This is a genomic window from Citrobacter enshiensis (assembly GCF_029338175.1).
Classification (GTDB): Bacteria; Pseudomonadota; Gammaproteobacteria; order Enterobacterales; family Enterobacteriaceae; genus Citrobacter_D; species Citrobacter_D enshiensis.
This window is the reverse complement of sequence record NZ_CP119862.1, coordinates 787,164-806,181: the sequence shown is the minus strand read 5'-3', so window position 1 is coordinate 806,181 and position 19,018 is coordinate 787,164. Positions and strand designations below refer to the sequence as shown.

The window sequence follows — 19,018 nt, the reverse complement described above, 5'->3', positions numbered from 1 at the left end:
CGCCTTATCCGGCCAACGATGCGCTTTTATAGGCCGGATAAGCGCAAACTCTATCCGGCAAAAACGACTCATGCCTGTCCGACATACAGATAAATCGCCAGAAAATGGCAGACGCTGCCTCCCAGCACAAAACCGTGCCAGATTGCATGGTTATAGGGAATGCGTTTACAGACATAGAAAATCACCCCCAGCGAATAAATCACGCCGCCGACCGCCAGCAATGTCACGCCACCCGCCGCCAGTTTGACCGCAAGTTGATACACCACAATCAGCGACAGCCACCCCATCGTCAGATACGTCACCAGCGAGAGCACTTTAAACCGGTGCGCGATGGTCAGCTTGAACAGAATTCCCAGCAGCGCCAGGCTCCAGATAACGATCATCAGTCCGTGCGCCAGCGGTGAATCCAACCCTACCAGCAGAAACGGTGTGTAAGTCCCCGCAATCAACAGGTAAATCGCGCAATGGTCGAATTTTTTCAACCACACTTTCGCTCGCTGATGTGGGATAGCGTGATACAACGTAGAGGCGAGAAACAGCAGAATCATGCTGCCGCCGTACAGGCTATAGCTGGTAATCGCCGTGACGCTGGCATGGCTGTCTGCAGCCTGTACCAGCAGCAGAACCAGACCCACAATGCCGAATACCAACCCAATACCGTGGCTGACACTGTTGGCAATTTCTTCTGCCAGAGAATATCCCTGTTTTATTGAAGGTTTTTCAACCATGAGCTACTCCGGAGAAACGTTCACGTTCGTGATTGCCTCTTTAGCGTAACTGAGAATGGTTCCAGTGAACACCTGTTAGCTCAAATAAATATCTGATTTAAAATAATCATTATAAATCATGCAATTAAATTAAAATTTTCAACTAACAGTTGTTCTCAATAATTAAAGACATTTAAAATCAATCACATAAAATTGTGACTGCCCAGGGTAAATTTCCGTAATCACCTGCTTCAACTCATCAAGAGACATGTTTTCTTGTTGCGCATGTTTTTCACTGAGCGTGTCCAGAGTCACAGTAGAGGTTCCTGTGACTTTTATCGTGCAGAAATAGCCGTCATCTTCAAAGCGTCCCACACGCAGAACATCCCCCACGTTAAAATGAGACTCTGAGGCGTCCCGCAGGGTAATGGTTTTCCGCCCTGCCAAAATGTCATCCTGAAAGCGCTGAAAAAAAGTCATGTCGTTTGGCTGCATGTTATTATTTCCTGAAGATGAAGTCTGATGAGTGAGTATTGCCATTGTGAGTATGTTCTCCCACGCTGCCATCGCCAGTCTCAACAATCTTGAGATGTTGGTCTACAACTATGTCATCAAAAACCGCGATAACGTCGTCTACATGACCATTCGCGAACTGGCTGATGCTGCAGGGGTTTCGACCACCACGGTGCTGCGCTTCTGCCGCAAACTGAACTGTGATGGCTACTCTGAGTTTCGCGTGCGGTTTAAATTATATTTAGAGCAGAATGAACCGCAACAGGCTAATTTCGGTGCCAGCGAAATTATCAGCTTTTTTAAAAGTGTGAATAACGACGAATTTGATAATTTACTCGATCACGCGGTAGAGATTATTTTATCTTCCGAGCGAATTATATTCGTCGGCGCCGGAACCTCCGGGGCCTTAGCTAAATATGGTGCACGCTTTTTCTCAAACGTCGGAAAATTCAGTAACCACATTGATGACCCCTATTTCCCTGTCACCAATGATATGGCCAGAAACGCCCTTGCGATCGTGCTTTCGGTTTCCGGAGAAACCGCAGAGATCCTGCGTTTTGCCAGTCAGTTCAGCCTGCATAACTGCAAAGTGTTGTCCGTTACCAGCCATGAACACTCCGCACTGGCAAAACTGGCCGACTTTAATCTCTCCTGGCATGTGCCGCAAACGCGTATTGCCGGTGTTTATGATATTACGACGCAGATCCCTGTTATTTATATTCTCGAGACCTTAGGCCGTAAACTGGCGAAAAAATTAGCGTAAAAAAACAATTTGTTTTTTCGATGTAACAAGTCACATCACGGCTATTTTGTTATATCGTGACATTTCATGTCCCTTTGTTAGACTCAAAATCAGAAGATCATTAATTTGAGATTGAGCCAGATGAAAAAACTCACCTTACCGAAAGATTTCTTATGGGGCGGCGCAGTCGCTGCCCACCAGGTTGAAGGCGGCTGGAACAAAGGCGGCAAAGGACCGAGCATTTGTGACGTGCTGACCGGCGGCGCGCACGGCGTTCCGCGTGAAATCACCCAGCAAGTGGTGCCAGGAAAATACTATCCCAACCACGAAGCGGTCGATTTCTATGGGCACTACAAAGAAGATATTAAACTCTTCGCTGAAATGGGCTTTAAATGCTTCCGAACCTCTATAGCCTGGACCCGTATCTTTCCACAAGGTGATGAAACCCAGCCTAACGAAGAAGGGCTGAAATTCTACGACGACATGTTCGATGAATTGCTTAAATACAATATCGAACCCGTTATCACCCTCTCCCACTTCGAAATGCCGTTGCATCTGGTACAGCAGTACGGAAGCTGGACTAACCGTAAGGTCGTGGATTTCTTTGTGCGTTTCGCTGAAGTGGTGTTTGAACGCTACCAGCACAAGGTCAAATACTGGATGACCTTCAACGAGATAAACAACCAGCGGAACTGGCGCGCGCCCCTGTTTGGCTACTGCTGTTCCGGCGTGGTCTACACCGAGCATGGAAACCCAGAAGAGACTATGTATCAGGTGCTGCACCATCAGTTTGTCGCCAGCGCCCTGGCAGTGAAAGCGGCACGCCGTATTAATCCTGAAATGAAAGTCGGCTGCATGCTGGCGATGGTGCCGCTTTATCCCTTCTCCTGCAAACCCGAAGATGTCATGTTCACCCAGGAATCAATGCGCGAGCGCTATGTCTTTACCGACGTTCAGCTTCGCGGTTACTACCCCTCTTATGTTCTAAACGAATGGGAACGCCGTGGTTTTAACATCAAAATGGAAGAAGGAGATAACGCGGTTCTGCGTGAAGGTACCTGTGATTACCTTGGTTTCAGCTATTACATGACCAACGCCGTGAAGGCCGAAGGCGGCAGTGGCGATGCGATTTCTGGCTTTGAAGGCAGTGTCCCGAATCCACACGTGAAAGCCTCGGACTGGGGATGGCAAATTGACCCGACCGGTCTGCGTTACGCGCTTTGCGAGCTATATGAACGCTATCAGAAACCGTTGTTTATCGTGGAGAACGGGTTTGGCGCCTACGACAAAGTGGAAGATGACGGCAGCATCAACGATGACTACCGTATCGACTATCTGCGCGCCCACGTCGAAGAGATGATGAAAGCCGTGACGTATGATGGTGTGGATCTGATGGGCTACACCCCGTGGGGCTGCATCGACTGCGTATCTTTCACCACCGGACAGTACAGCAAGCGCTACGGTTTTATCTATGTGAACAAGCATGACGACGGTACTGGCGATATGTCACGCTCACGTAAGAAGAGCTTCAACTGGTATAAAGAGGTGATTGCCAGCAACGGCGAGAATCTGTGATTTTTTGCCGGAGGGCGAAAACGCGTCCTCCGGCAATTAACGTCCTATTTACCACCCGCCAGCTCAAGAAAGCTGCCCGTCACATACGACGCTTTCTCACTCAAAAGCCAGACAATCGCCTGAGCAACCTCTTTTGGTTGCCCGCCACGTTGCATGGGTAACATGGACTTAACGCGATCAACCCTACCTGGCTCACCGCCGGAAGCATGCATGTCGGTATAGATAAGGCCAGGGCGCACGCAGTTCACGCGGATCCCCTGCGCCGCCACCTCCAGCGCCAGCCCGGTGGTGAGCGTATCTACCGCCCCTTTCGACGCGGCGTAATCGACATACTCGAAAGGGGCGCCAAGCCGTGCTGCCGCCGAAGAGACGTTAACAATCGCCCCGCCCTTACCGCCATGCTTCAGCGACATTCGCTTCACGGCCTCCCGGCAACAGAGGAAATAACCGGTCACGTTAGTGGCCAGCACGCGATTAATCCGTTCGGCGGTCAGGTTTTCTACCGTGCTTTGTTCAAACAAAATCCCGGCGTTATTCACCAGCGCCGTCAACGGTTCGCCGGTACGATCGAGAGATTCAAACATCGCCATCACCTGGCTTTCATCGCTAATGTCAGCACGCAGGGCGAATGCCTTACCGCCCGCAGCGACAATCGCGTTGACCACTTCCGTTGCCGCGCGAATATTGTGATGAAAGTTAACGGCGACGGTGTAACCCTCTGTCGCCAGTTGCAGTGCGGTTGCGCGCCCGATCCCCCGACTGCCGCCTGTTACAAGTGCGATTGCCATCCCCTTACCCCCAAAAATAAAGGCGCCGAAGCGCCTTTAAAAGATAGTTGAAGCGGAAAATTACTGATATTCGCTCATCGGTACGCAAGAGCAGAACAGATTACGGTCACCGTAAACATCGTCGAGACGTTTTACCGTTGGCCAGTATTTGTTCTCTACGCCCGCAGGGAACACGGCGATTTCACGGGTGTATCCATGATTCCACTCCGCCACCAGCTCATTCTGAGTGTGCGGCGCGTTAACCAGAGGGTTATCTTCCAGTGGCCACTCGCCCGCTTTCACGCGATCAATTTCAGCACGAATCGCCAGCATCGCATTGATAAAGCGATCCAGTTCAACCTTGCTTTCGGATTCCGTCGGTTCCACCATCAGCGTACCCGCAACCGGGAAGGACATGGTCGGCGCATGGAAACCGTAGTCGATCAGGCGTTTGGCGATATCCAGTTCACTGATGCCCGTCTCTTCTTTCAGCGGGCGAATATCGAGAATGCATTCGTGCGCCACGCGACCATCACGACCGGTGTACAGCACCGGATAAGCATCTTTCAGACGGCTGGCAATGTAGTTAGCATTGAGAATGGCCACCTGGCTTGCTTTTTTCAGGCCCTCTGCGCCCATCATGCGGATGTACATCCAGCTAATCGGCAGAATAGATGCGCTACCGAACGGAGCAGCAGAAACCGCGCCCTGACGGGTCAGCATGCCTTCGATCTGCACCACGCTATGACCTGGCACAAACGGCGCCAGATGCGATTTCACCCCGATAGGACCCATACCTGGGCCGCCACCGCCGTGCGGAATGCAGAAGGTTTTATGCAGGTTGAGGTGCGATACATCTGCGCCGATAAAGCCTGGCGTGGTGATACCGACCTGCGCGTTCATGTTTGCGCCGTCAAGGTAAACCTGGCCGCCAAACTGGTGAACAATTTCGCACACTTCGCGGATCGTCTCTTCATACACGCCGTGGGTGGACGGGTACGTCACCATGATGCAGGAGAGGCTATCGCCGTGCTGCTCCGCTTTCTCACGCAGATCCGCCAGATCGATGTTGCCCTGTTTGTCACACGCGACAACGACGACCTGCATCCCCGCCATTTGCGCGGACGCCGGGTTAGTACCGTGGGCAGACGCCGGGATCAGGCAGATATCGCGATGCCCTTCGTTGCGGCTCTCGTGGTAATGACGAATCGCCAGCAGGCCCGCATATTCGCCCTGCGCACCCGAGTTTGGCTGCATGCACACGGCGTCGTAACCGGTCAGTTTAACCAGCCACTCAGAAAGCTGGCTTATCATCTGATGATACCCTTCCGCCTGATCCGCCGGGCAGAAAGGATGCAGTTCAGCAAATTCCGGCCAGGTAATAGGGATCATCTCGGCAGCGGCGTTCAGCTTCATGGTGCAGGAGCCCAGCGGGATCATCGCCTGATTCAGCGCCAGATCTTTGCGTTCCAGAGAGTGCATGTAACGCATCATCTCGGTTTCGCTGTGATAGCGGTTAAACACCGGATGGGTCAGGATATCGTCTTCACGCAGCATGCTGTCCTGAATAGAACGGCTGTCATACGCGACATCTTTGTCCAGCGTGTCGATATTCAGGCCATGGTTTTCGCCAAGCAGCACGGAGAACAACGCCAGCACGTTTTCACGGGTGGTCGTTTCATCCAGCGTGATGCCTACCGCATTGTGGATATCGCTACGCAGGTTGATTTCTGCCGCTTCAGCGCGCGCCAGCACCGCAGCTTTGTCAGCCACTTCCACGCACAGCGTGTCAAAGTAGTGCGCATGACGCAGCTTCATCCCTTTTTGTTGCAGGCCGGTTGCCAGAATATCGGTCAGGCGATGAATGCGATTTGCAATGCGTTTCAGCCCTTCCGGCCCGTGATAAACCGCATACAGGCTGGCGATATTGGCCAGCAGCACCTGAGAGGTACAGATGTTGGAGTTCGCTTTCTCGCGGCGAATATGCTGCTCGCGGGTCTGCATCGCCATACGCAGAGCGGTATTGCCCGCCGCATCTTTTGATACGCCGATAATACGGCCAGGCATAGAGCGTTTGAATTCATCTTTCGCGGCAAAGAATGCCGCATGCGGGCCGCCGTAGCCCATCGGCACGCCAAAGCGTTGTGCAGAACCGAAAACGATATCTGCGCCTTGTTTGCCTGGCGCAGTCAGCAGAACCAGCGCCATAAAATCGGCGGCGACGCTGACCACAATTTTGCGCGACTTCAGCTCGGTAATTAGCGCGCTGTAGTCGTGAACTTCCCCGGTCGTGCCCACCTGCTGTAACAGCACGCCAAACACATCCTGGTGATCAACCACTTTTGCGGCGTCGTCGACGATCACGTCAAAACCGAAGGTTTCCGCACGGGTGCGGACCACGTCCAGCGTTTGAGGATGCACGTCAGAGGCAACGAAGAAGCGGTTAGCGTTTTTCAGCTTACTCACGCGTTTCGCCATTGCCATCGCTTCGGCAGCCGCAGTCGCTTCGTCGAGCAGAGACGCAGAGGCCATATCCAGGCCGGTCAGATCCAGCGTCACCTGCTGGAAGTTCAGCAGCGATTCCAGACGCCCCTGGGAGACTTCCGGCTGGTATGGCGTATACGCGGTGTACCAACCCGGATTCTCTAACATATTGCGCAGGATAACCGGCGGCAATTGCACGGCGGTGTAACCCATGCCGATGTAAGACGTGAAGCGCTTATTGCGGCTGGCGATAGCTTTGAGTTCTGCCAGCGCAGCATATTCGGTCGCAGCTTCACCCACCTGCGGCGGGGTCGCAAGCTGAATATCTTTCGGCACAATCTGGCCGATCAGCGCGTTTAACGACTCGGCGCCAACGGCATTCAGCATCTCTTGCTGTTGCTCAGCGTCCGGTCCGATGTGGCGTTCAATGAAAGCGCCGCTGTTTTCAAGCTGGCTTAACGTCTGTGTCATGGGCGATGGTTCCTGAAACGTGCAGTGAATCGTAGGTGTCTCTACTTACCTGAATACGCAAAATAATTCGCGTTGCAGGAAGGCGGCAAGTCAGTGAATCCCCAGGAACGTACATAAGTACATGACTGGGGTGAACGAGCGCAGCCAACGCACCTGCAGCGCGAAGTATGAAGCGTATTTACTCGTCTTCTAACAGGGCTTCGTATGCAGTGGCATCCAGCAGCGCGTCGATTTCGCTCGCGTCGTTGGCTTTGATTTTGAAAATCCAGCCACCCGCATACGGTTCGCTGTTGATAAGCTCCGGAGAGTCGCTGAGCACGTCGTTAACGGCCACGATCTCGCCCCCCACCGGTGCATAAATATCAGAGGCCGCTTTGACGGACTCTGCTACCGCGCAATCATCGCCTGCGCTAACGGTAGAGCCGACGTCTGGCAGATCGACAAACACCATGTCGCCCAACAGTTCCTGAGCGTGTTCGGTAATGCCCACGGTGTAAGTACCGTCCGCTTCTTTACGCAGCCATTCGTGTTCTTTGCTGTATTTCAGTTCTGCAGGTACGTTGCTCATCAATCAATCTCCAAAAAAGGATGAATCACGCGACGGCTTTGCCGTTACGCACAAAAATAGGTTTCGTTACTTTTACTGGCATCTCGCGGTTACGGATCTGCACAATCGCCGTTTCACCAATGCCCGCAGGCACACGCGCCAGCGCAATGCTGTAGCCCAGCGTCGGAGAGAAAGTGCCGCTGGTGATAATGCCTTCCTGCGTGTTGCCCTGTGCATCGATAAAGCGAACTGGCAACTCATTACGCAACACGCCTTTTTCCGTCATGATCAGCCCCACCAACTGCTCATGCCCTTTTTCACGCTGCGTTTCCAGCGCTTCACGACCGATAAAATCACGGTCAGTCGGCTCCCAGGCAATGGTCCAGCCCATGTTGGCGGCTAATGGAGAAATGCTCTCGTCCATCTCCTGGCTGTACAGGTTCATGCCAGCCTCCAGACGCAACGTATCACGCGCACCCAGACCACACGGCTTCACGCCAGCTTCCACCAGCGCACGCCAGAAATCTGCCGCCTTTTCATTTGGCATGGCGATTTCATAGCCCGCTTCACCGGTATAGCCGGTTGTCGCAATGAAGAGATCGCCCGCCTGGACGCCAAAGAACGGTTTCATCCCTTCGACTGCGCGACGCTGTTCTTCAGTAAACAACGCGGCTGCTTTCGCCTGCGCGGTTGGCCCCTGCACGGCGATCAACGACAGATCGTCACGGACGGTAATGTCGATGGCATACGGTTCGGCGTGTTGGGAAATCCAGGAGAGGTCTTTTTCGCGGGTGGCGGAGTTAACAACGAGGCGGAAGAAATCTTCAGTGAAGTAGTAGACGATAAGGTCATCTATTACGCCGCCTGAGGCATTAAGCATACCGGAGTAGAGGGCTTTCCCGGTCTTCGTTAGCTTTGCCACGTCATTTGCCAGCAGATAACGCAAAAACTCCCGGGTGCGGCTGCCTCGCAGATCGACAATCGTCATATGCGAAACATCAAACATACCGGCATCGGTGCGCACAGCATGATGCTCATCGAGCTGGGAACCGTAATGCAGCGGCATCATCCAGCCATGGAAATCGACCATCCGGGCGCCACATAACGTGTGTTGTTCGTACAAAGGAGTCTGTTGAGCCATCTTTTCCTCGTTGAATAAGCAGGGCTTGCAACCATTTCGTGATGAAATTTACGCCACGAAACCCGTCATCGAAGCCACGTCATGGCCTCAACGCAAACGTTCTCTTTTCCATTGAACTTACCACCGAAACTGACGCTTAACCATAAGGTAAAATTAACTATCACATTAGCTTATGCCAAAAAATGGCAAAGCAGACCACAGAACAAAAAACCAAAAATATAATTAACGAATCCATAACACACAAATCACAGGCACAAAAAACCGATTTAATCGATATTAAATTCTAAAAAAATGTCAAAAATCGAGACGAGCAAAAATCGTGATATAAAAAAATCTAATGCGAAAAACGACGTGGAATTAGATTATTTCAAATGAGGTGAGTCCCCCGGCACGAAGGCCGGGAGAAGAAAGTGTGACGGGTCTCAAACTCTTAGAAGCAGGGGGATTTGTTAACGAAGCCACTCAGGCAAATCATTAAGCCCCATCGCCTGACGGATAAGTTGCGGTTTTACACCAGGGAGGGTATCGGCCAGTTTCAGACCAATATCGCGCAGCAATTTCTTCGCGGGATTCTCCCCAGCAAACAGCTCGCGAAAACCTTGCATACCCGCCAGCATCATGGCGGCACTGTGCTTACGGCTGCGCTCGTAACGACGCAAATACAGATACTGACCGATATCTTTGCCCTGACGCTGCAAACGCTTCAGTTCATCGATAAGTTCCGCAGCATCCATAAAGCCGAGGTTAACCCCCTGCCCCGCCAGCGGATGGATGGTATGGGCGGCATCACCGACCAATGCCAGACGATGGGCGGCAAACTGGCGGGCATAACGCCCCGTCAGCGGGAAGACCTGGCGTTCGCTTTCCACGCGACACAACCCGAGTCGGTTATCAAACGCAATATTCAATGCCCGGTTGAATTCCTCTTCGCTCGCATGTTGCATCCGCTCAGCCTCTTGTGGCGAAAGCGACCAGACAATAGAGCAAAGATGCGGGTCGACGAGGGGCAAAAACGCGAGAATACCTTCGCCATGAAACGCCTGGCGAGCAACGGCATCGTGCGCCTCTTCGGTACGAATGGTAGCGACCAGCGCATGATGGCGATAGTCCCAGAAAGTCAGCGGAATATCGGCTTTGCTACGCAGCCAGGAGTTCGCGCCGTCCGCCCCAACCACCAGGCGAGCGGTTAACATCGTGCCGTCTTTCAGGGTCAGAAACGTTTCATTTTCCCCCCAGGCCACCTGCTGCAGTTCTGCGGGAGCCATCAGCGTAACATCCGAGGATTTCTGCGCTTTTTGCCACAGGGCATAGTGGATCACCGTGTTTTCAACAATGTGCCCAAGATGACTGTAGCCCATACTTTTATCATCGAACGCAATGCGTCCAAAGCTGTCTTTGTCCCAGACTTCCATGCCGTGATAGCAACTGGCCCGACGGGCAACAATATCTGACCACACGCCGAGACGCGTGAGCAATTTTTCGCTGGCGGCATTAATGGCCGACACGCGAAGCGCCGGTGGAGCATCATTCGCCAGTGGCTGAGGGACATGCTGTTCCAGCACGGCGACACGTAAGCCGCTACCCTGTAAGCCGCAGGCGACGGCCAGACCTACCATGCCTCCACCCACAATAGCTACATCAACACTTTGCACTGTTTGCTCCTCGAAACCAAAACCTGTAATCCGTAGGCCTGATAAGCGTAGCGCCATCAGGCATTTGTGCGGGTAACCCTGCCGGATGGCGGCTTCGCCTTATCCGGCCTACAGGTCATATTTAACGCGCGACCCAACCCAGGGTGCGCTGCGCCAGCACATCGCGTGCCGGTGTCAATAATTCCATTGCCATCAATCCGACATTGCGCCCGACAACCAGCGGCGTCCAGTGATTAGCAAACAGATGAACCAGACTGTTCGTCACGCCAATCGTTGTTTCACGGTCTGCCTGTCGACGCTGTTGATAACGCGACAGCACGCGATATTCGCCGACGTCTTCGTCGGCTTGCCATGCCTGGGTCAGCGTTTCGGCAAGGCTCATCACATCACGTAATCCAAGATTAAAACCTTGTCCTGCGATAGGATGCAGTGTCTGCGCGGCATTCCCCACCAGCACGGTACGATGGGTGACGGCTTTGACCGCCGTCGTCAGCGAAAGCGGATAGGCGCTGCGTTTTCCCGCCTGGGTAATACGCCCCAGTCGCCAGCCAAATGCGCTCTGCAATTCACGGCAAAACTGTTCATCAGACCAGGCCATCACCTCATCACGCCGCTCAAGCGGATGGCACCACACCAGTGAGCAACGCTCCCCGGACATTGGCAACATCGCCAGTGGACCATGTTGGGTAAAGCGCTCAAACGCACGCCCCTCATGGGGCACAGAAACAGCCACGTTGGCGATCACCGCTAACTGTTCGTATGGCGTTTGCTGCCAGTCCACACCGCAGGCCGTTGCCAGCGCAGAACGCGTACCATCAGCCGCAACCAGAACGTCGCCGGTAATCACATCACCGTTTTCCAGCGTAACATTGACCTGCTCCTGCGTGCGCGAAACCGTGGCGACGCGAGCGGGGCAATGTAGCGTCACGCCCGGTGCTTTGCGCAACAGTCCGAACAAGCGCTGACCGACATCGTGCAACTCAACGACCTGTCCTAACGCCGCAATACGATAATCCTGCGCATCCAGAGTCACAAAACCGGCATGCCCGCGATCGCTGACGTGAACGGTATTGATGGCCGTTGCGCAATCGGCAATCGCCTGCCAGATACCCATCCGCGCCAGTTGCTGGCAGGTGCCTGCCGCCAGGGCGATCGCCCGGGCGTCAAAACCGGGGTGATCCTGGGCTTCAGGCGCCGTCGCTTCAATCAGATGAACCGGCAGTTTGCCATGACTCAATTGAGAGATTGCCAGCGCCAGCGTCGCCCCGGCCATCCCGCCACCTACGATAATCACGCTCATTGTTGGCGCGCCGCAGCCATTAAGGCTTCGATGTCGTCGGCTTTTTTCACTACGCCGGCGGTCAGGTTTTCGTTACCGGTTTCCGTGATGACGATGTCGTCTTCAATTCGGATACCAATACCGCGATACGCTTCCGGTACGTCGGCATCCGGCGCGATGTAGAGACCAGGCTCCACGGTCAGCACCATACCCGGCTCAAGCAGACGGGAGCGATCCTTACCATAGGTTCCGACATCATGCACATCCAGCCCCAGCCAGTGGCTCAGGCCATGCATAAAGAAAGGACGATGGGCGTTATCAGCGATCAGTTGTTCGATTTCGCCCTTCAGGATGCCCAGTTTCACCAGGCCGGTTACCATAATGCGCACTACCTCGCCGGTCACTTCCTGGATGGAAGTACCCGGGCGATACAGGCGCAAACTGGTTTCCAGCGACGCCAGCACAATGTCGTAGATCTCGCGCTGGGCGGGGGTGAACTTGCCGCTGACCGGGAAGGTTCGCGTGATGTCGCCGGCATACCCTTTGTATTCACATCCGGCGTCAATCAGCACCAACGAGCCATCGCGCATTTCGCTTTCATTTTCGGTGTAATGCAGGATGCAGCCATTTTCGCCGCTGCCAACAATGGTGTTATAGGAAGGATAACGCGCGCCGTGACGCGTAAATTCGTGGTGAATCTCCCCTTCCAGTTGATACTCAAACATGCCCGGACGACATTTCTCCATCGCCCGCGTGTGCGCCAGCGCGCTGATCTCTCCGGCGCGTCGCATCACAGCAATTTCTTCCGCTGATTTAAACAGGCGCATCTCATGCACCATCGGACGCCAGTCGGTGAGCGTCGCCGGCGCTTTAAGATTTTGGCGCGACCCTTTGCGCAACTTATCCAGTGCGGTAAAGACAATCTCATCCGCCCAGGCATATTCGCCTTGCGCGTGGTACACCACATCCAGGCCATTAAGCAGTTGGAAGAGTTGCTGATTGATCTCGCTGAACGCCAGCGCACGATCCACACCCAGTTTTTCTGGCGCGGTATCCTGCCCGAGACGACGGCCAAACCAGATCTCTGCGGTCAGGTCGCGAACCCGGTTAAACAAAACGCTGTGGTTATGAGTGTCATCGCTTTTAATCAGCACCAGCACAGCTTCCGGTTCGTTAAAACCGGTGAAATACCAGAAGTCGCTGCTCTGGCGATACGGATATTCACTGTCCGCGCTACGCGTCGCTTCTGGCGCGGCGAAAACCAGCGCCGCGCTGCCAGGCGGCATTTGCGCCAGTAATGCCTGGCGGCGACGCAGATATTCTTGCAGGGATAGTTCGCTCATAACACTCTCCTTGGCGTTTTCGTTCTTAGTGCAGAGTCGGTTTGCGCACTTCCGGCGCGGTTGGCTGCTGACGCGTGAAGGTGTCGTGGCAAAGCAGCGCCGCAACACGCACATATTCGATGATCTCTTCGAGCGACATCTCCAGCTCTTCCTGATCTTCGTCTTCGTCATAGCCCAACTGCGCAATGTTGCGCAGATCGTCAATCGCTTCGCCGGTTTCACCCGTCACTTTGTCGAGCTTAGGCTGTGAGACGCCAAGGCCGAGCAAAAAGTGATTGACCCATCCCGCCAGCGCATCGGCGCGATCGAACACGCTGACGTCGTCTCCCTCAGGCAGAAAAAGCTGAAAAAGAAAGCCGTCATCTTCCAGCGCATCGCTGGTCGCGGCGTGCATTTTGCGCAATGCTTGCGCCAGTTCATGACCAAAGGCCAGACCTTCGTTTGTCAGGTCATGAAGCAGCGGCTGCCAGGAGCTGTCGTTGTTGCCGCCGCAAATCATCCCGCTGATCAAACCGTGCATTTCGGCTGGGGTCAGTCCTGCCCCTTGTTGGTTCAAAAACTGGTTCATTTCGTTATAACCAGGCATTTCATTCTGTATAGACATAAGCATTCGTCATCAAAGGGAGGATATTCATGATATGCTACCACTTTGGACCCTGGTGAACCAGAAAAGGGCTTGTATCTTCATACCAGGGTAGCTATAGTGTCGCCCCTTCGCGGACCCTGGGTCTGGAGACGAAGGCAGCGCAGTCAATCAGCAGGAAGGTGGCATGTCTGCACAACCCGTCGATATCCAAATATTTGGCCGTTCACTGCGAGTGAATTGCCCGCCTGAACAAAAGGATGCGTTGAATCAGGCAGCGGACGATCTTAATCAGCGTTTGCAAGATCTAAAAGTTCGCACTAAAGTCACAAATACTGAGCAGCTGGTTTTCATCGCCGCATTGAACATCAGCTATGAATTAGCTCAGGAAAAAGCGAAGACGCGTGACTACGCGGCGAGCATGGAACAACGTATTCGGATGCTGCAACAGACCATCGAACAGGCGTTGCTTGATCAGGGTCGCATAACCGAAAAAACGGGCCAAAACTTTGAATAACACTTTTCGGTTTACTATGGTAGAGTGACCGTGAAGACAAAATTTCTCTGAGATGTTTGCAAGCGGGCCAGTCCCCTGAGCCGATATTTCATACCACAAGAATGTGGCGCTCCACGGTTGGTGAGCATGCTCGGTCCGTCCGAGAAGCCTTAAAACTGTGACGACGCATTCACCTTGAACCAAGGGTTCAAGGGTTACAGCCTGCGGCGGCATCTCGGAGATTCCCCTTCACCTACCAACTGCTATGACACAACTTCCCGAACTCCCTTTATCCCGACAAGAAATCCGCCAGCTAATACGTCAACGTCGACGGGCACTGACTCCCCAGCAGCAAACCCATTTCGGCCAGCACGCGGCGAACAGAATGCTTGCTTACCCTCCGGTAGTGATGGCGCACACTGTCGCGTTATTTCTCTCATTCGATGGCGAACTCGACACTCAACCGCTGATCGAACAACTCTGGCGAGCAGGTAAACGTGTTTATCTCCCGGTCCTGCACCCGTTTAGCCCCGGCAATTTACTGTTTCTGCACTATCATCCCCAAAGCGAACTGGTCACCAATCGCCTGAAGATTCAGGAGCCGAAACTGGATGTACGCGACGTATTGCCGCTTGCGCAACTGGATGTGTTGGTAACGCCGTTAGTGGCGTTTGACGAAGAGGGGCAGCGTCTGGGCATGGGCGGTGGATTTTATGACCGGACATTGCAGAACTGGCGGCAACACAGGATCCAACCGGTAGGCTACGCCCATGACTGTCAGTTAGTCGAAAAACTGCCGGTTGAAGAGTGGGATATTCCTTTACCGGCTGTAGTGACACCGTCGAAAGTGTGGGAATGGCCGCCGTTTTCTTCCCATTGACACCGCTTTTTTTTTGACCTAAATTCCTCGGTAAAGGGTGAGGGAGGCGAACCTCCCTCCTGCTTCCTCTCTGTTAATATGCTGGCCAGGCTATGATTAACAGGATTAGCAGCATGATGACGTATCTCATCATCGTCCCTTTCCTTTTTTAAGCCCCTGCTGCGGTAGGGGCTTTTCCGTTTCAGCCCTATGCTGAAGCCCCATCGTAAGTTCCTTTTTTTGATACTCAACGCGCCACGATGGCTTTAATCACCGATTGCGGCAACGCTCGTAAACAGGATGTATACGTTGCAAGAGGACTCAACTGCGGCAGGAAACGAATCAGGGATATTCATCCGAACCGGGCGACGTTTTTGCCTGGCTGGGACTACGGTGTGGATGTCTACACGAAATAAGGCCCGGTAGCGTAGCGCCACCGGGCAGAACAGGTAAATCAGTACAACAAACGCGCGCGAATGGTTCCCGGGAGCGCCTTCATCGCCAACAGCGCTTTCTCCGCCACATCTTCATCGGCTTCAATATCAATGACCACATAACCCATCTGCGCAGAGGTTTGCAGATATTGCGCCGCAATGTTGACGCCCTGTTCAGCAAAAATCTGGTTAAGCGCAGTTAATACGCCCGGACGGTTTTCGTGGATGTGCATCAGACGGCGGCCGCCGTGCAGCGGTAGCGACACTTCCGGGAAGTTAACCGCAGAAAGCGTGGAGCCGTTGTCAGAATATTTCGTCAGTTTACCGGCAACTTCAAGACCGATATTTTCCTGCGCTTCCTGGGTTGAGCCACCAATGTGCGGAGTCAGGATCACGTTGTCGAACTCACACAGCGGAGAGGTGAAGGGATCGCTGTTGGTTGCCGGTTCCGTCGGGAAGACGTCGATCGCGGCACCCGCCAGATGTTTGGTTGCCAGCGCATCGCACAGTGCCGGAATATCCACAACCGTCCCACGTGCGGCGTTGATCAGCAGTGAACCCGGCTTCATCAACGCAATCTCTTTCGCGCCCATCATGTTTTTGGTTGAGGCGTTTTCCGGTACGTGCAGACTCACGACATCGCTCATGTTCAGCAGATCGGAGAGGTGCTGTACCTGAGTCGCATTGCCCAGCGGTAATTTGTTTTCAATGTCATAGAAGTAGACATGCATCCCCAGCGATTCCGCCAGAATACCCAACTGAGTACCGATATGGCCGTAACCAATGATGCCCAGTTTTTTGCCACGCGCTTCAAAAGAGCCAGCCGCCAGCTTGTTCCAGACGCCACGATGCGCTTTGGCGTTTGCTTCCGGTACGCCGCGAAGCAGCAGGAGCAGTTCACCAATCACCAGTTCCGCGACAGAACGGGTATTTGAGAATGGCGCGTTAAACACAGGGATACCCCGTTTTGACGCCGCGCTCAGATCAACCTGGTTGGTACCGATGCAGAAACAGCCAATCGCCACCAGTTTCTCTGCCGCTTCAATCACCTCTTCTGTCAAATGAGTACGGGATCGCAGACCAATGAAGTGGGCATCACGGATCGATTCTTTCAGTTGCTCAGCATCCAGAGCGCCTTTATGGAATTCGATGTTGGTATAACCTGCTGCGCGAAGGTTTTCCAGTGCACGTTGGTGCACGCCTTCAACCAGCAGAAATTTAATTTTGTCTTTCTCCAGCGATACCTTTGCCATTTCCCCGATCCTGTCTTTTTATCAATCTGATGTTGTGTGTGTGGATTTGCATCCGCCTTCAACATATCAAAAAAAACTATCGCGGCAATATGAACGTTTGCGTCGCCATTCTGAGGAAATATCATTCGGCAGGAAATAACAGAGTAAAATGCTGGGAAGTACCGGGAGTTCAGCGAGATCGGTAGGGCAACATTCTAAACGTGATACATGTCACCAAATTTGCCCTACCGAAAATTTTTTCACAGGGGGAGCGGTTCCCCTGTCAGATTATTTCACGATGGTTTTCACACCGTCAGCGGTGCCAATCAGCGCAACATCCGCACCACGGTTGGCGAACAGGCCGACGGTCACAACGCCCGGGATCGCGTTGATGGCATTTTCCATCGCGATAGGGTCGATGATTTCCATGCCGTGTACGTCGAGGATCACGTTCCCGTTATCCGTCACCACGCCCTGACGATACTCCGGACGACCACCGAGCTTCACTAACTGGCGTGCAACGGCGCTACGCGCCATCGGGATCACTTCCACCGGCAGTGGGAAACTCCCCAGAATATCCACCTCTTTGGAGGCATCCGCGATGCAAATGAATTTCTTCGCCACCGAGGCAATAATCTTTTCACGGGTTAACGCCGCGCCGCCGCCTTTGATCATCTGCATGTGGCCGTTGATTTCATCCGCGCCGTCAACGTAGACACCCAGGCTGTCCACTTCGTTAAGATCAAAAACGTGAATGCCAAGGCTTTTGAGTTTTTCAGTGGACGCATCCGAACTGGACACTGCGCCTTCAATCTGGCCTTTCATTGTACCCAGCGCATCAATAAAGTGCGCGGCGGTTGAGCCTGTCCCTACTCCTACAATGGTTCCGGGTTGTACATACTGAAGTGCCGCCCATCCTACTGCTTTTTTCAGTTCATCCTGCGTCATGATCGTTTCGCCTGTGGTGTGAAATTTCAGGCGCATTATAGAACATTGACGAGAAAAATGTCCCCAACCCCATTTGCGGACGGTGGAATTCGTCTGTACCCAACTAAAATTTGTGTCATAGTGCAGAACCCCCCAAATTTCAGGAGTACGTCATAGCAATGAAACGTCCGGACTACAGAACACTACAAGCACTGGATGCGGTGATACGTGAACGAGGATTTGAGCGCGCGGCACAGAAGCTGTGCATCACGCAATCCGCCGTCTCGCAACGCATAAAACAGCTTGAGAATATGTTCGGGCAGCCGCTGCTGGTACGTACCGTTCCGCCACGCCCGACTGAGCAAGGGCAAAAGCTGCTGGCGCTGCTGCGTCAGGTTGAGCTGCTGGAAGACGAATGGCTGGGAGACGAGCAAACCGGCTCCACGCCGCTGCTGTTGTCGCTGGCGGTTAACGCCGACAGTCTGGCCACCTGGTTACTGCCTGCGCTGGCCCCCGTGCTGGCTGATTCGCCTATCCGCCTGAACCTGCAGGTGGAAGATGAAACCCGTACGCAAGAACGTCTGCGCCGCGGCGAGGTGGTGGGCGCAGTGAGTATTCAGCACCAGGCGCTCCCCAGTTGCCTGGTCGATAAGCTCGGCGCACTCGACTATCTGTTCGTGGCCTCCCGCGCCTTTGCGGAACGCTATTTTCCGAACGGCGTCACCCGCTCGGCGCTGCTGAAAGCGCCCGCCGTGGCGTTTGACCATCTCGATGATATGCACCAGGCCTTCCTGCAGCAAAACTTCGATCTGCCGCCAGGTAGCGTACCGTGCCACATCGTTAACTCTTCTGAAGCCTTTGTACAGCTGGCTCGTCAGGGCACGACCTGCTGTATGATCCCCCATTTGCAGATTGAGAGAGAGTTAAACAGCGGCGAGCTGATCGACTTAACGCCCGGTCTGTTTCAACGCCGGATGCTTTACTGGCACCGTTTTGCGCCGGAAAGCCGCATGATGCGCAACGTCACTGACGCGCTGCTGGCGTACGGTCATAAGGTGCTGCGTCAGGATTAATGCCCGATTGCCGGATAACATTGAGTTTATCCGGCTCACTTGCAAAAAAAAGTCTTTGAAATCCATCACAAAATAAATAATCCCAGGCGGCAAAAAACGACGCGTTGTTGGCTATTTTTTGCTGGCGACAGCGCAGGTTAAAAAGCTCACCGTATTCGCAAGAACCCATTCCATTGCGTAATACGGAGCAACA

Annotated in this window: 18 protein-coding genes and 1 other RNA gene; 7 read left to right on the top strand and 12 right to left on the bottom strand. The window is 53.5% G+C overall.

What is annotated here, in order from left to right; translation table 11 throughout:
- Positions 1 to 68: 68 nt before the first annotated feature.
- A complete protein-coding gene (gene trhA / locus P2W74_RS03950; protein WP_276293974.1) occupies positions 69 to 728 on the bottom strand; it encodes a PAQR family membrane homeostasis protein TrhA in 660 nt (219 codons plus the stop codon).
- Between the two features lie 162 nt (positions 729 to 890).
- Positions 891 to 1,202, bottom strand: a complete 312-nt coding sequence (gene yqfB / locus P2W74_RS03945) for a N(4)-acetylcytidine aminohydrolase (protein ID WP_276295124.1) — start codon at positions 1,200 to 1,202, stop codon at positions 891 to 893.
- A gap of 52 nt (positions 1,203 to 1,254) precedes the next feature.
- Between yqfB and P2W74_RS03940 the strand changes: the two genes are divergently transcribed.
- On the top strand, positions 1,255 to 1,983 hold the full coding sequence (locus tag P2W74_RS03940; RefSeq protein WP_276295123.1) for a MurR/RpiR family transcriptional regulator: 729 nt from the start codon (positions 1,255 to 1,257) through the stop codon (positions 1,981 to 1,983).
- 120 nt (positions 1,984 to 2,103) lie between these two features.
- The gene (gene bglA, locus P2W74_RS03935; RefSeq protein ID WP_276293973.1) at positions 2,104 to 3,537 is read left to right on the top strand and encodes a 6-phospho-beta-glucosidase BglA; all 1,434 of its coding nucleotides are present in this window, start codon (positions 2,104 to 2,106) and stop codon (positions 3,535 to 3,537) included.
- 44 nt (positions 3,538 to 3,581) lie between these two features.
- Here the strand turns inward: bglA and P2W74_RS03930 are convergent, their stop codons facing one another.
- The 4 genes from P2W74_RS03930 to gcvT all read right to left on the bottom strand — a co-directional run bounded on the left by P2W74_RS03930 (position 3,582) and on the right by gcvT (position 8,947).
- On the bottom strand, positions 3,582 to 4,325 hold the full coding sequence (locus P2W74_RS03930; RefSeq protein ID WP_276293972.1) for an SDR family oxidoreductase: 744 nt from the start codon (positions 4,323 to 4,325) through the stop codon (positions 3,582 to 3,584).
- Between the two features lie 60 nt (positions 4,326 to 4,385).
- Entirely contained in the window at positions 4,386 to 7,259 is a 2,874-nt protein-coding gene (gene gcvP / locus P2W74_RS03925; RefSeq protein ID WP_276293971.1) for an aminomethyl-transferring glycine dehydrogenase, read from the bottom strand.
- 178 nt (positions 7,260 to 7,437) lie between these two features.
- The gene (gene gcvH, locus P2W74_RS03920; RefSeq protein ID WP_276293970.1) at positions 7,438 to 7,827 is read right to left on the bottom strand and encodes a glycine cleavage system protein GcvH; all 390 of its coding nucleotides are present in this window, start codon (positions 7,825 to 7,827) and stop codon (positions 7,438 to 7,440) included.
- Positions 7,828 to 7,852: 25 nt separating this feature from the next.
- Positions 7,853 to 8,947, bottom strand: a complete 1,095-nt coding sequence (gene gcvT, locus P2W74_RS03915) for a glycine cleavage system aminomethyltransferase GcvT (RefSeq protein ID WP_276293969.1) — start codon at positions 8,945 to 8,947, stop codon at positions 7,853 to 7,855.
- Between the two features lie 291 nt (positions 8,948 to 9,238).
- Between gcvT and P2W74_RS23780 the strand changes: the two genes are divergently transcribed.
- On the top strand, positions 9,239 to 9,322 hold the full coding sequence (locus P2W74_RS23780; RefSeq protein WP_459560539.1) for a hypothetical protein: 84 nt from the start codon (positions 9,239 to 9,241) through the stop codon (positions 9,320 to 9,322).
- Positions 9,323 to 9,396: 74 nt separating this feature from the next.
- Here P2W74_RS23780 and ubiI read toward each other — a convergent pair whose 3' ends face one another.
- The 4 genes from ubiI to P2W74_RS03895 form a co-directional block, all read right to left on the bottom strand.
- The gene (gene ubiI / locus P2W74_RS03910; RefSeq protein ID WP_276293968.1) at positions 9,397 to 10,599 is read right to left on the bottom strand and encodes an FAD-dependent 2-octaprenylphenol hydroxylase; all 1,203 of its coding nucleotides are present in this window, start codon (positions 10,597 to 10,599) and stop codon (positions 9,397 to 9,399) included.
- Positions 10,600 to 10,720: 121 nt separating this feature from the next.
- Entirely contained in the window at positions 10,721 to 11,899 is a 1,179-nt protein-coding gene (gene ubiH, locus P2W74_RS03905; RefSeq protein ID WP_276293967.1) for a 2-octaprenyl-6-methoxyphenyl hydroxylase, read from the bottom strand.
- Positions 11,896 to 13,221 carry a Xaa-Pro aminopeptidase gene (gene pepP, locus P2W74_RS03900; protein WP_276293966.1) on the bottom strand — a complete coding sequence of 442 codons (1,326 nt, stop codon included), beginning with the start codon at positions 13,219 to 13,221 and terminating at the stop codon, positions 11,896 to 11,898. The genes ubiH and pepP overlap by 4 nt, the downstream gene beginning before the upstream one ends.
- A 25-nt stretch (positions 13,222 to 13,246) precedes the next feature.
- Positions 13,247 to 13,825 carry a YecA/YgfB family protein gene (locus tag P2W74_RS03895; protein ID WP_276293965.1) on the bottom strand — a complete coding sequence of 193 codons (579 nt, stop codon included), beginning with the start codon at positions 13,823 to 13,825 and terminating at the stop codon, positions 13,247 to 13,249.
- Positions 13,826 to 13,991: 166 nt separating this feature from the next.
- On the opposite strand from P2W74_RS03895, the gene zapA reads away from it, so the two are divergent.
- The 3 genes from zapA to P2W74_RS03880 all read left to right on the top strand — a co-directional run bounded on the left by zapA (position 13,992) and on the right by P2W74_RS03880 (position 15,180).
- Positions 13,992 to 14,321: a cell division protein ZapA gene (gene zapA / locus P2W74_RS03890; protein ID WP_276293964.1), complete on the top strand. Its 330-nt coding sequence runs from the start codon at positions 13,992 to 13,994 to the stop codon at positions 14,319 to 14,321.
- 41 nt (positions 14,322 to 14,362) lie between these two features.
- A non-coding RNA gene (gene ssrS, locus P2W74_RS03885) (6S RNA) lies at positions 14,363 to 14,546 on the top strand.
- 19 nt (positions 14,547 to 14,565) lie between these two features.
- A complete protein-coding gene (locus P2W74_RS03880) occupies positions 14,566 to 15,180 on the top strand; it encodes a 5-formyltetrahydrofolate cyclo-ligase (RefSeq protein WP_276293963.1) in 615 nt (204 codons plus the stop codon).
- A 433-nt stretch (positions 15,181 to 15,613) separates the two neighbouring features.
- Here the strand turns inward: P2W74_RS03880 and serA are convergent, their stop codons facing one another.
- The gene (gene serA, locus P2W74_RS03875; protein ID WP_276293962.1) at positions 15,614 to 16,846 is read right to left on the bottom strand and encodes a phosphoglycerate dehydrogenase; all 1,233 of its coding nucleotides are present in this window, start codon (positions 16,844 to 16,846) and stop codon (positions 15,614 to 15,616) included.
- Between the two features lie 267 nt (positions 16,847 to 17,113).
- Positions 17,114 to 17,773: a ribose-5-phosphate isomerase RpiA gene (gene rpiA / locus P2W74_RS03870; protein ID WP_162380178.1), complete on the bottom strand. Its 660-nt coding sequence runs from the start codon at positions 17,771 to 17,773 to the stop codon at positions 17,114 to 17,116.
- 158 nt (positions 17,774 to 17,931) lie between these two features.
- Between rpiA and argP the strand changes: the two genes are divergently transcribed.
- Positions 17,932 to 18,825 carry a DNA-binding transcriptional regulator ArgP gene (gene argP, locus P2W74_RS03865; protein ID WP_276293961.1) on the top strand — a complete coding sequence of 298 codons (894 nt, stop codon included), beginning with the start codon at positions 17,932 to 17,934 and terminating at the stop codon, positions 18,823 to 18,825.
- The last annotated feature ends 193 nt before the right edge of the window (positions 18,826 to 19,018 follow it).